The sequence below is a fragment of the Cellulosimicrobium cellulans genome, from assembly GCF_042723955.1.
Classification (GTDB): Bacteria; Actinomycetota; Actinomycetes; order Actinomycetales; family Cellulomonadaceae; genus Cellulosimicrobium; species Cellulosimicrobium cellulans_H.
Genome location: NZ_JBHXIC010000097.1, coordinates 3,349 through 14,696 on the forward strand (window position 1 = coordinate 3,349; position 11,348 = coordinate 14,696).

General features: G+C 74.7%; 11 protein-coding genes. 10 read left to right on the forward strand and 1 reads right to left on the reverse strand.

Going from position 1 to position 11,348, the window contains the following annotated elements; genetic code table 11:
* Positions 1-228 precede the first annotated feature (228 nt).
* The 5 genes from ACFWH7_RS18480 (at position 229) to ACFWH7_RS18500 (ending at position 6,316) form a co-directional block, all read left to right on the forward strand.
* Entirely contained in the window at positions 229-1,437 is a 1,209-nt protein-coding gene (locus tag ACFWH7_RS18480; protein WP_378218703.1) for a methionine ABC transporter ATP-binding protein, read from the forward strand.
* Positions 1,437-2,099, forward strand: coding sequence for a methionine ABC transporter permease (locus ACFWH7_RS18485; protein ID WP_378218705.1), 663 nt, complete (start codon positions 1,437-1,439; stop codon positions 2,097-2,099). The genes ACFWH7_RS18480 and ACFWH7_RS18485 overlap by 1 nt, the downstream gene beginning before the upstream one ends.
* Positions 2,100-2,144: 45 nt before the next feature.
* Positions 2,145-5,051, forward strand: coding sequence for a DNA polymerase III subunit gamma and tau (locus ACFWH7_RS18490; RefSeq protein WP_378218707.1), 2,907 nt, complete (start codon positions 2,145-2,147; stop codon positions 5,049-5,051).
* Positions 5,052-5,131: 80 nt separating this feature from the next.
* Positions 5,132-5,731 (forward strand): recombination mediator RecR, encoded by a 600-nt coding sequence (gene recR / locus ACFWH7_RS18495; protein ID WP_024841680.1) that lies wholly within the window; start codon positions 5,132-5,134, stop codon positions 5,729-5,731.
* 15 nt (positions 5,732-5,746) lie between these two features.
* On the forward strand, positions 5,747-6,316 hold the full coding sequence (locus ACFWH7_RS18500) for a DUF5063 domain-containing protein (RefSeq protein WP_378218710.1): 570 nt from the start codon (positions 5,747-5,749) through the stop codon (positions 6,314-6,316).
* Positions 6,317-6,345: 29 nt separating this feature from the next.
* Here the strand turns inward: ACFWH7_RS18500 and ACFWH7_RS18505 are convergent, their stop codons facing one another.
* On the reverse strand, positions 6,346-6,870 hold the full coding sequence (locus ACFWH7_RS18505) for an SRPBCC family protein (protein WP_378218712.1): 525 nt from the start codon (positions 6,868-6,870) through the stop codon (positions 6,346-6,348).
* Between the two features lie 60 nt (positions 6,871-6,930).
* Here ACFWH7_RS18505 and ACFWH7_RS18510 point away from each other — a divergent pair, with 60 nt between their 5' ends.
* The 5 genes from ACFWH7_RS18510 to ACFWH7_RS18530 all read left to right on the forward strand — a co-directional run bounded on the left by ACFWH7_RS18510 (position 6,931) and on the right by ACFWH7_RS18530 (position 10,941).
* A complete protein-coding gene (locus tag ACFWH7_RS18510) occupies positions 6,931-7,746 on the forward strand; it encodes a TSUP family transporter (RefSeq protein WP_231581763.1) in 816 nt (271 codons plus the stop codon).
* Positions 7,747-7,849: 103 nt separating this feature from the next.
* Complete coding sequence (locus tag ACFWH7_RS18515; RefSeq protein ID WP_378218714.1) at positions 7,850-8,404, forward strand: histidine kinase; 555 nt, start codon at positions 7,850-7,852, stop codon at positions 8,402-8,404.
* Between the two features lie 74 nt (positions 8,405-8,478).
* A complete protein-coding gene (locus ACFWH7_RS18520) occupies positions 8,479-9,321 on the forward strand; it encodes a DUF4097 family beta strand repeat-containing protein (RefSeq protein ID WP_378218716.1) in 843 nt (280 codons plus the stop codon).
* A 28-nt stretch (positions 9,322-9,349) separates the two neighbouring features.
* On the forward strand, positions 9,350-10,180 hold the full coding sequence (locus tag ACFWH7_RS18525) for an ABC transporter ATP-binding protein (protein ID WP_378218717.1): 831 nt from the start codon (positions 9,350-9,352) through the stop codon (positions 10,178-10,180).
* Positions 10,177-10,941: an ABC transporter permease gene (locus ACFWH7_RS18530; RefSeq protein ID WP_378218718.1), complete on the forward strand. Its 765-nt coding sequence runs from the start codon at positions 10,177-10,179 to the stop codon at positions 10,939-10,941. The genes ACFWH7_RS18525 and ACFWH7_RS18530 overlap by 4 nt, the downstream gene beginning before the upstream one ends.
* Positions 10,942-11,348 lie beyond the last annotated feature (407 nt).

Consider the following 11,348-nt stretch of genomic DNA (forward strand, 5'->3'; position numbering starts at 1 on the left):
GGGCAAACCACGCCCGGCTCGCCCCCCGCCGCGCGCACCACAGAGCCCGCCCCCGGGGGCGCGGCCCGCCCGCGCCCCGCCCGCCCCGCCGCGCCGTCGTCCCCGGGGGAGGACGATGGCAGGCGAGCGGCACACCCTGACAGGCGGCCCTGAGGACGCACCTGGTGGTCCCAGGCGACCCAGGCGGCCCCGGCCCGGAGGCCCGGCCTCCGACGAGAGGAACCCGACGTGACCGACGTCCCCCGCGACGAGGGCGGTGCCGAGCAGCCCGCGATCGAGCTGCGCCACGTGAGCAAGACGTTCGGCGAGGGCGACGGTGCCGTGCACGCCGTCGACGACGTCTCGCTGAGCATCCGTCGCGGCGAGATCTTCGGCGTCATCGGCCACTCCGGCGCCGGCAAGTCGACGCTCGTGCGGCTCGTCAACGCGCTCGAGACCGTGACGAGCGGCGAGGTCGTCGTCGACGGCCAGGTGATCACCGGGCTGCCCGAACGCCGCGTGCGCGAGGTGCGCTCGCGCATCGGCATGGTCTTCCAGCAGTTCAACCTGCTGTCGTCGCGGACGGTCGCGGGCAACGTCGCGTACCCCCTCAAGGTGGCGGGCTGGCCGCGCGAGAAGCGGGCCGCGCGCGTCGCGGAGCTCCTCGCGTTCGTCGGCCTCGCGGACAAGGCGAAGGCGTACCCGCGCCAGCTCTCGGGCGGGCAGAAGCAGCGCGTCGGCATCGCCCGCGCGCTCGCGGCGCAGCCGACGATCCTGCTGGCCGACGAGGCGACCTCCGCGCTCGACCCCGAGACGACGCGCGAGGTGCTCGCGCTCCTGCGGCGCGTCAACGCGGAGCTCGGCATCACGATCGTCGTCATCACGCACGAGATGGAGGTCGTGCGCTCGACCTGCCATCGCGTGGCGGTGATGGAGCACGGCAAGGTCGTCGAGACGGGCGACGTGTACGACGTCTTCTCCGCGCCCAGCGCCGACGCCGCGCAGCGGTTCGTCGGCACCGCGCTGCACGACCGGCCGTCGCGCGAGACCCTGGCCCGCCTGCGCGAGCGCCACCCGGGCCGCCTCGTGACGGTCGGCGTGCGCGAGGGCGCGAGCACCGGGACGGACCTGTTCCGCCTGCTGCGCGAGCACGACGTCGACGGGTCCGTCGTCTACGGCGGCATCTCCGAGGTGGGGGAGCGGCCGTTCGGGTCGCTCACCGTCGAGCTCGACGCGCCCGAGGACCGCATCGCGCCGTTCCTCCTCGCGCTCGCCGAGCGCGCCGACGTCGTGGACCTGGGTACCGCGGCCCGGCCGCTCGACGACCCGCGCGTCGCGCGCCTCGACGCCGACCCGGGCGGCGGCGACGCGCCCGACGACGTCGGCGGCGACCCGGACGACCCGTACGGGACCGCGCGCGAGACCCTCTTCCGCCACGGCAACCTCGGAGGCCGCTGATGAACCGCGACTGGTCCCAGCTGTGGCCGATCCTCGTCGAGTCGTTCGGCCAGACGCTCCAGATGGTGTCCGTCGCCCTGCTCACGGGCGGTGTCGCGGGCCTCGCGCTCGGCATCGCGCTCTACGTGACGCGGCGCGGCAACCTGCTCCAGAACCGCTGGGTGTTCGGCGTGCTCAACGTGCTCGTCAACATCGTGCGGCCCATCCCGTTCATCATCTTCGTCACGCTGCTCGGCCCGGTGACGCTCCAGGTGGTCGGGACGACGCTGGGCACCGAGGCGTTCATCTTCCCGCTGTCCGTCATGACGGCGTTCGGCACGAGCCGCATCGTCGAGCAGAACCTCGTGGGCATCGACCCGGGCGTCATCGAGGCGGCGCGGGCCATGGGCGCGTCGTCGTGGCGCATCATCACGACCGTCCTCGTCCCCGAGGCGCTCGCGCCGCTCATCCTCGGCTACACCTTCCTCTTCATCGCGGTCCTCGACATGTCGGCGATCGCCGGGATCATCGGCGGCGGCGGTCTCGGAAACTTCGCGATCGTGTACGGCTACCAGCGCTACAACTGGGGCGTCGTGGTCGTGACGGTGCTCGTCATCATCGGGATCGTGCAGGTCGCGCAGCTCCTCGGCAACTGGCTCGCCCGCAAGGCGCTGCACCGCTGAGGACCGACCTCGTGCGTGTGGGTCACGACGTCTAGAGTGACGGGGGTGAGCACCGCCCTGTACCGCCGCTACCGGCCCGAGACCTTCGCCGAGGTGATCGGTCAGGACCACGTGACCGCGCCGCTCATGCAGGCGCTGCGCAGCGGTCGGGTGAACCACGCCTACCTTTTCTCCGGCCCGCGCGGGTGCGGCAAGACGACGAGCGCGCGCATCCTGGCGCGCACGCTCAACTGCGAGCGCAACACCCCCGAGACGCCGATCGACACGCCCTGCGGCGAGTGCCCGTCGTGCGTCGACCTCGCACGCGGCGGCCCGGGCAGCCTCGACGTCGTCGAAATCGACGCGGCGTCGCACGGCGGCGTCGACGACGCGCGCGACCTGCGCGAGCGCGCCACGTTCGCCCCCACGCGTGACCGCTACAAGATCTTCATCATCGACGAGGCCCACATGGTCTCGCCCGCGGGGTTCAACGCGCTGCTCAAGATCGTCGAGGAGCCGCCGGAGCACGTGAAGTTCGTCTTCGCGACGACGGAGCCGGACAAGGTCATCGGCACCATCCGCTCGCGCACGCACCACTACCCGTTCCGCCTCGTCCCCCCGGACGTGCTCGGCCCGTACCTCGAGCAGCTGTGCGCCGCCGAGGAGGTCTCGGTGGGGTCGGGCGTGCTGCCGCTCGTCACTCGCGCGGGCGGCGGTTCGGTCCGCGACTCGCTCTCGGTCATGGACCAGCTCATCGCGGGCGCAGAGGGCGGCGCGGTCGGCTACGAGCGCTCGGTCGCGCTGCTCGGCTTCACGCACGCGACCCTGCTCGACGACGTCGTGGACGCCCTCGCCGCGCGCGACGGCGCGAGCATCTTCCGGGTCGTGGACCACGTCATCGCGACGGGGCACGAGCCCCGGCGCTTCGTCGAGGACGTGCTCGAACGACTGCGCGACCTCATCGTCATCGCGGTCTCCGGCGACGAGGCGCAGGCCGTGCTGCGCGACCAGCCCGCCGACCAGCTCGCGCGCATGCGCGCCCAGGCGCAGAACCTCGGCGTCGCCGAGCTCTCGCGCGCGGCCGACCTCGTCAACGCGGCCCTGACGGAGATGACGGGCGCCACCTCGCCGCGGCTGCACCTCGAGCTCCTCATGGCACGCCTGCTCCTGCCCGGCGCCGACGACGGAGCGGCCGGGTTCGCGGCGCGCCTCGACCGGCTCGAGCGCGGCGGGCTGGGCGCGGTCGCCGTCGCACCGGCCGCCGTCGCACCAGCGTCGGGGACGGCGCCCGCCCCGGCTGCCCCCGTGCCCGACGGCGCGGTGCGGGCCCCGGCCACGACCGCACCGGCGTCCGGGCTCACCGGTGCTGCCGCTGTGCGCGCCGCGCTGCGCCCCAACCGGTCCACCCCGTCCGACCCCGCCGCGCAGCCTCCGAGTGTCGCCGCCGCACCGACGGACGCGCGGCCTTCTGCCGAGGCGGCCGAGCCCAGCCCCGCCGTGGCTGCTCCGACAGGGGCCGCCGAGGACGAGCGGGCCGCGGCGCCGGCGTCCGGCGTCCCGTCGGCACGTGACGAGGGGACCTCGTCCGCTCCGGGCGAGGACGTCGTCCCGTCGAGCGTCACCGGGCCCACACGCGATGACTCCGCGGCGCCTGCCGCGCCCGTGCCGCCCTCTCCCGTGACCGCCACGGTCGAGCAGGCCGAGCCGACCGATCCTGCCACGCAGGCCGACCCGACCCCGCAGGACGGCGCGGTGTCGCCGACGTCCGAGGCCGCGGCACCTCCCGCGCGTGCCGAGGCACCTCGCGCGGAGCCGGTGGCGAGCCCTCCGTCTGGCGACGCGAGCCCGGCCCTCACGACCGAGGAGCTGCGGCGGCGCTGGCCGGAGGTCCTCGAGAACCTGCGTGCCAACCCCGTGACGTGGTCCCTCGTCAGCGCGAACGCGCAGGTGGCGGAGCTCGGCCCCGACGTCCTCTACCTCGCGTTCCCGTCGCCCGGACTGGCGCGGACCTTCTCGTCCTCGCGACACACCAGCGCCGTCCAGGACGTCGTCTACCAGACGCTCGGGCTCCAGGTGCGGGTCGAGCCGCGCCTCGACGAGGGCGGTGCGGGCGGTGGCGGTCGGGGCCCGGCCCAGGGGCCCGCCGACCCGGCACCGGGGTCCTCCGCCCCTGCTCCCGTCGCACCCGACCCGGGCGGATCGCGTCCCGAGCCGGGCCCGGGGGAGAGCGGCCAGGACGTTCCCCTCGCATCGGTCAGCGCACCGGGTCGTGTCGTGGCGTCGGGCGCGGGCACGGCTCCGACCGCGCTCGCGGCGGGGGCGACCGCACCGCGCGGCGCCGTCGCGGTGCAGGAGCGACCCGTCGCGACCGTGGCCACCGCGGGCGACGACGGCGTGCCGGTCGTCGACGACGCGGACGAGGCCTGGCTCGCCGGAGCCTCGGCACCCGCGACCACGCCTGCACCCGCGCCCGCGCGCACGCCTCGCATCGACGCGGCGGACGAGGCGTGGCTCGCGGGGGCGCCCGCCGAGCCGCCGGCCGACCTCGACGACGGCCCCGAGCCGGAGCCCGTCCTCGAGAGCGCGCCCGCGCGCACGACGTCCGCAGCGCAGGCACCCGTCTCACCGGCACCGGCCACGTCCGCGCGCCCCGCCCCCGCCGCGCCCGCGACCCCGCTGCGCCAGGATCCCCCGGCCCGTGCGGCGGCTCCCGTCGCTCCGGTGGACGCGCCGGGAGCCCCGTTGCGCGGGGTCTCCGCGGCGCGCGCGGCGATCGCGGCGGCCACGACGGCCCGCGTCTCCCGAGCTGCCGAGGCGCCCGCCGCCCGACGGGACGCGTCGACGGTCGACCCGATGGACGACCTCCCGTCCGCGGACGACCCCGACATCGTCTCGACGGGCCTCGTCGGGACGGCGCTCGTCGTGAGCCTCCTCGACGGCAAGATCATCGAGGAGATCCAGGACCAGGTCTGATCGTCGCGAGCGGCGCGTGACAAGGGCTGCCGACGGCGGGCCGGGCCCGGCGTGTGGGCCGCGCCCCGTAGGCTGGGGGCGTGTACGAAGGCGCTGTCCAGGACCTGATCGACGAGCTCGGCCGACTCCCCGGCGTCGGGCCCAAGAGTGCGCAGCGCATCGCGTTCCACCTGCTCGCCGCGGACGCCGCGGACGTGCGTCGGCTCGCCGACGCGCTCACCGAGGTGAAGGCCCGCGTGCGCTTCTGCGAGACGTGCGGCAACGTCGCGGAGTCCGAGCAGTGCCGCATCTGCGCGGACCCGCGCCGGTCGCCCGAGGTGATCTGCGTCGTCGAGGAGCCCAAGGACGTCGTCGCGATCGAGCGCACGCGCGAGTTCCGGGGGCGGTACCACGTGCTCGGCGGCGCCATCAACCCGATCGAGAACGTCGGTCCGGGCGACCTGCGGATCGCCGAGCTCATGGCCCGGCTCGCCGACGGGCAGGTCACCGAGGTGATCCTCGCGACCGACCCCAACGTCGAGGGCGAGGCCACGGCCACGTACCTCGCGCGCATGCTGGGCCCGATGGGCCTGCGCGTGACCCGCCTCGCGTCCGGGCTGCCGGTCGGGGGAGACTTGGAGTACGCGGACGAGGTGACGCTCGGCCGGGCGTTCGAGGGCCGACGTCTCGTCGGCGGCTGACGAGAGGTGACGAGCATGGGGGAGATCGAGAACGACCCCGACCTGCGGGAGATCGCCGAGGGCATGGCCGCGCAGGCACGCGCGTTCCTCACGACGGCGACCCAGGTCGCGTCGGGGGCCGCGCCCGGGGCCGTGCTGCCCCTGCTGCTGCTCGCGCTGTCCGACGCGCTCGCCGCGGGCGCGCGGCTCGGAGCGATGGGCGACGTCGTCCCGGTCGAGCGCTTCGAGCCCGACGCCGGCCGCGACACCGACGTGGACCCGCTGCGGACCGCGCTCGCGCAGCTCTTCGACGGGTTCGACGACTACGCCGAGATCACGGACCCGCTCGTGGGCGCCGAGGTCGGGGCCGCGTCGCTCTCCGGCGACCTCGCGTGCGTCGCCGAGTGCCTCGCGAAGGGCCTCCAGCACTACGACGGCGGCCGCGAGCTCGAGGGCCTGTGGTGGTGGCAGTTCTCCTACGTCTCGCTCTGGGGGGAGCGCGCCGCGAGCGCGCTGCGCGTGCTCCAGATCGCGCTCGCGCACCTGCGCCTCGACGTCGAGGACGACGTCGCGGCCGAGGCGGAGTACGACGCCCTCCAGTCCTGAGGCACGCCCCGCGGGGCCGCGCGCCGCGGTCAGGCCGGTGCGTCGGGCGAACCGTAGTGCGCCGCGAGGGCTGGGTAGTAGCTGTCCCACACCACCGTCGCGGGGTCGCGCCCGGCGCGTGCGGCGGCCAGGCGGTCGAGGTAGTACTCCCAGCCCGGTCCGATCGAACCGGCGTCCTCGTCCGGGCCCAGCGCCTGGCGGAACACGAGGGCGGTGGTGCCGTCGTCGTCGGCCAGGTCGACCTCCAGGTGCCACGACGTCTCGCCGACGGCGGTCTCGACCACGAGCCGGTGCGGTGGGTCGCAGCGCAGGACGCGGCACTCGTCGCCGTCCGTCGCGCCCTCGGCGGTCATGACGAAGCGGACGCTCCCCGTGGTCGGGTCCCCGTCCCACGTGCCGATCCACGGCTCGAGGCCCGCCGGCTCGGTGAGGCTCGCCCAGACGTCCGCCACGGGTGCGGCGAAGGTCCGGCGGAGCACGATCCACCGGCCGTCGGCCTCGCGCACGACGGAACCTGTCGGCTCGACCTCGGGGTTCTCGGTCGTCTCGGTCATCACAGCAGCGTAGGCAGGCCCAGGCTCCCGGGGAAGTGGGCGGCGTGGTACCACTAGGGGGTGCTGCCCGCCTTCTCCCTCCCGGTCTCCGGCGGGCTCGAGATCGACGGCCTGACCGTCCTCCTGCTCGTCCTCGCCGCGCTGACGGCGGGGTGGATCGACGCCGTCGTCGGCGGCGGTGGCCTCGTCCAGCTCCCCGCGCTGCTCCTCGTGCCCGGCATCAGCCCGGTCCAGGCGCTCGCGACGAACAAGCTCGCGAGCATCATGGGCACCTCGGTGAGCGCCGCGACGTACTACCGACGGGTCGGCCCCGACCTGCGGACGGCGGGGCCGATGGCGCTCGCCGCGCTGGTCGGCGCGATCGGGGGCGCGGCCCTCGCGTCGCGCATCCCGGCCGAGCTGTTCAAGCCGATCATCCTCGTGGTGCTCGTCGGGGTCGCGGCCTACACGATCGCGAAGCCGAAGCTGGGGCACACGACGAACCTGCGCTGGGAGGGCAACGGGCACCGCTGGGCCGCGGCGGGGATCGGCCTCGTCATCGGCACGTACGACGGCCTGCTCGGCCCGGGCACGGGCACGTTCTTCGTCATCGCCCTCGTGAGCATCCTCGGGTACGCGTTCCTGCCCGCGTCGGCGCTCGCGAAGATCGCGAACTTCGCGACCAACGCGGGGGCGCTGATCTTCTTCGTCCCGTACGGCGCGGTGCTCTGGGGCCTCGGCCTGCTCATGGGTGCGGCGAACCTGCTCGGCGCCTACGTCGGTGCGCGGATGGCGGTCGCCAAGGGGAGCGCGTTCGTCCGGGTCGTCTTCGTCGTCGTGGTCGGGGCGCTCATCCTCAAGCTCGGGTACGACGTCGTCGCCGACCTGACCGCCTGAGCGCGCCCTCCGAGGCCGCCGAACACGGCCTGGTGTCAGGTGGTGTCAAGAATGTTGTCGCCAGGGGTTGCGATGACACCACGAGTGGTGCCATGATGGCGTCATGGACCTCACCCCGTATGTCGACGACCTCCAGAACCGCCTCGCCGCCGCCGCGGACGCCGCCGGGGACGACGGCCGTCGCCTCGCCGAGCGGCTGACCGCGCCGCTCGACGCTGCCGTGCGGCTCGTCCTGCTCGACGCGCTCTCGGACGCGGCCGGAGAGATCTCCGCGGAGCTCGCGCCCGGGTCGGTCGACGTGCGACTGCGGGGCGGCGCCCCGGAGTTCGTCGTCGCCGCCCCGGTCACGGCGGCCCCGCCCGCGGCTCCCGGTGAGCCGGCATACGGCGTCGCTCCGGCGTCCGCGGCGACGCCCGCTGCGCCGCTCGCCGCCGGGTCGGCAGACGTCGAGTCCGGCGCCACGACCCGCACCACCCTGCGTCTGCCCGACCACCTCAAGACGCAGGCCGAGACCGCCGCCGCCCGCGACGGCGTCTCCGTCAACACCTGGCTCGTGCGCGCGGTCGCCGCCGCGCTCGAGCAGTCCACCGGACGCCCGGCCGCCCAGGCCCGTCCGCAGCCGCGCGGCTCCGCCCGCGTCACCGGCTGGGTGCGCTGACCTCTCCCGGTCCGCTCGCTCCGCCCTCCCACCACCCGCTGACACCACACCGACACCACCGTTGGAGCTCCGTCATGCCCACTTTCCCCGCCTCCCAGCCCGTCCCGGTCGTCGTGGACGTGCCCTTCGCCAACCTGCACGTCGTCGCCGGCGACCGTGACGACGTCGTCGTGACGGTCCTGCCGACGGACCCCTCGAAGTCCGGCAGCGTCCGCGCTGCCCAGGACGTCCGGGTCGACCGCGACGGTGACGCCGTGACGATCCTGTACCCCGGGTCGTGGAAGCAGTTCGTCCTGCCGTTCGCGGCCGGGACCGCCGACATCACCGTCGAGCTCCCTGCCGGCTCGGACCTGCGCGGCAAGGCGGGCACCCTCTACACCGAGGGATCGCTCGGCGCCGTCGACATGACCCTCTCGGTCGCGGACGTCCGCCTCGAGGACGTCGAGCGGCTGGACCTCAAGGCGTCGGCCGGCTCGGTCGTCGTCGGCCGGGTCGCGGGCACCGCGGACGTCAAGGTCAGCGCGGGCTCCGTGCGGATCGGCGAGATCGCGGGCGACGGCACGATCAAGGCCAGCAACGGCACGACGACGGTCGGCGCCGTCACGGGCACGCTCGCCGTGCAGGGCGCGCACGGCGAGATCGCCGTGACCCGGGTGGTCGGCACCCTCACCGCCAAGTCCGCGCACGGCGGCATCCGGGTCGACCGCCTGGAGTCCGGCAGCGTCACCCTCAGCACGTCGTTCGGCTCGATCGACGTGGGCGTGCCGGAGGGCACGGCCGCGTTCCTCGACGCGAGCTCCGAGCACGGCAGCGTGCGCAACCACCTCACGCCCACGGAAGGCCCCGTCGAGAACGAGGCCACCGCGGAGATCCACGCCAGCACCGGCTTCGGCGACGTCGTCGTCCGCCGGCCCTGACCCCCCTGAGAGAGACGGAGACCTGGACATGTCTGTCGACCAGTCCCTCGCTCCCGCCGTGCGGGTGCGAGGCATCGAGAAGTCGTTCGGCGACCTGCGCGTGCTGCGCGGGGTCGACCTGGACGTGACCCCCGGGAGCATCTTCGCGCTGCTGGGGTCCAACGGAGCGGGCAAGACCACGCTCGTGCGGATCCTGTCGACGCTGCTCGCGCCGGACACCGGGACCGCGAGCGTCCACGGCCACGACGTCGTCGACCAGCCCGGGCAGGTCCGGGAGTCGATCTCGCTGACCGGGCAGTTCGCCGCGGTCGACGAGGTCCTCACGGGCCGGGAGAACCTCGTGCTCGTGGCGCGCCTGCGGCACCTGAAGAACCCCGGCCAGGTCGCGGACGACCTGCTCGCCCGCTTCTCCCTGACCGACGCGGGCTCGCGCCGCGCGGGGACGTACTCGGGGGGCATGCGTCGCCGCCTCGACATCGCGATGAGCCTGATCGGCGACCCGCCGGTCATCTTCCTCGACGAGCCCACGACCGGCCTGGACCCGCAGGCGCGCATCGAGGTCTGGGCCACGGTGCGCCAGCTCGCCCAGGGGGGCACGACCGTCCTGCTCACCACGCAGTACCTCGACGAGGCCGAGCAGCTCGCGGACCGGATCGCGATCCTGCACCGCGGCACCATCATCCAGAACGGCACCCTGGCCGAGCTCAAGGCTCTCCTGCCGCCCGCGCAGGTCGAGTACGTCGAGAAGCAGCCGTCCCTGGAGGACGTGTTCCTCACCCTCGTTGGCGAGACCGGCGAGGACCCCACGACCCCGACGACCGCCGAGGGCACCCAGCCCGCCGGAGAGGAGCTCCGATGACCACGCACGTCCTGGCCGACACCCGTGTCCTGACCGGCCGCTCGCTGCGCCACATCCTGCGCAGCCCGGACACGATCATCACGACCGCCGTCACCCCGATCGCGCTCATGCTGCTGTTCGTCTACGTCCTCGGCGGCGCGATCGACACCGGCGCCGCCGGGTCGTACATCGACTACATGCTGCCCGGCATCCTGCTCATCACCGTGGCCTCGGGCGTCGCGTACACGTCGTACCGGCTGTTCCTCGACCTCCAGGGCGGCATCTTCGAGCGCTTCCAGTCGATGCCCGTCGCGCGGTCCAGCGTCCTGTGGGCGCACGTGCTGACGTCGCTCGTCGCGAACCTCGTCTCGGTGACGATCGTCGTCGGCGTCGCGCTCCTCATGGGGTTCCGCACCGGGGCGTCGATGGGCGCGTGGCTCGCCGTGCTGGGCATCCTCGTCCTGTTCACGCTCGCGCTGACGTGGCTCGCGGTGGTCGCAGGCCTGTCCGCCAAGACGGTCGACGGCGCGTCGGCGTTCAGCTATCCGCTGATCTTCCTGCCGTTCATCAGCTCCGCGTTCGTCCCCACGGACACCATGCCGGCGCCGGTCGCATGGTTCGCGGAGAACCAGCCCGTCACCGCGATCGTCAACACGCTGCGCGCGCTGTTCGGCGGGCAGCCCGTCGGCTCCGACATCTGGGTCGCGCTCGCGTGGCTCGTCGGGATCCTCGCCGTCGCGTACGCGTGGGCCGTCGCGATCTACCGGCGCAAGATGCGCTGACCCGGGAACGCGAACGGTCCCGGCACGGTGGAGGTGTGCCGTCCGAGCCAGGGGCGTGGCGCGGACGGCGTCCCGTGCCGGGACCGTCTGCCGGTGGGGGGCCGGGGTACGGCCCCCCCCCCGGGGGGGCGGGCGCCCCGAGGCGGGGGGGGCCGGGCGGCCGGGCCGGGGGGCCGCCGCGCCCGCCGGCGCGCGCGCGGGCGCCCCCACCCCCCCCCCGTGGCCCCCCCCCCGGGGCCGTTGCTGTCCCCGCTCCCGCCGAACACGACATGGGGGGGGGGGGGGAGCCCAGAACGCCCCCCCGGGGGGGGGGGTCCGCGGGGGGCGGCGGGGGGTGGGGGGGGGCCCCCCCCACGCCCGCGCGCCCCGTGCGGGTCAGGGGGGAGTCGCACGACCCCTGGAGGTGC

Excerpts from the sequence above, each read along its gene's own strand:
- ACFWH7_RS18530 (WP_378218718.1), top strand. The coding sequence starts at position 10,177 with ATGACCACGCACGTCCTGGCCGACACCCGTGTCCTGACCGGCCGCTCG.
- ACFWH7_RS18520 (WP_378218716.1), top strand. The coding sequence starts at position 8,479 with ATGCCCACTTTCCCCGCCTCCCAGCCCGTCCCGGTCGTCGTGGACGTG.
- ACFWH7_RS18505 (WP_378218712.1), bottom strand. The coding sequence starts at position 6,870 with ATGACCGAGACGACCGAGAACCCCGAGGTCGAGCCGACAGGTTCCGTC.
- ACFWH7_RS18525 (WP_378218717.1), top strand. The coding sequence starts at position 9,350 with ATGTCTGTCGACCAGTCCCTCGCTCCCGCCGTGCGGGTGCGAGGCATC.
- ACFWH7_RS18515 (WP_378218714.1), top strand. The coding sequence starts at position 7,850 with ATGGACCTCACCCCGTATGTCGACGACCTCCAGAACCGCCTCGCCGCC.
- ACFWH7_RS18500 (WP_378218710.1), top strand. The coding sequence starts at position 5,747 with ATGGGGGAGATCGAGAACGACCCCGACCTGCGGGAGATCGCCGAGGGC.
- ACFWH7_RS18485 (WP_378218705.1), top strand. The coding sequence starts at position 1,437 with ATGAACCGCGACTGGTCCCAGCTGTGGCCGATCCTCGTCGAGTCGTTC.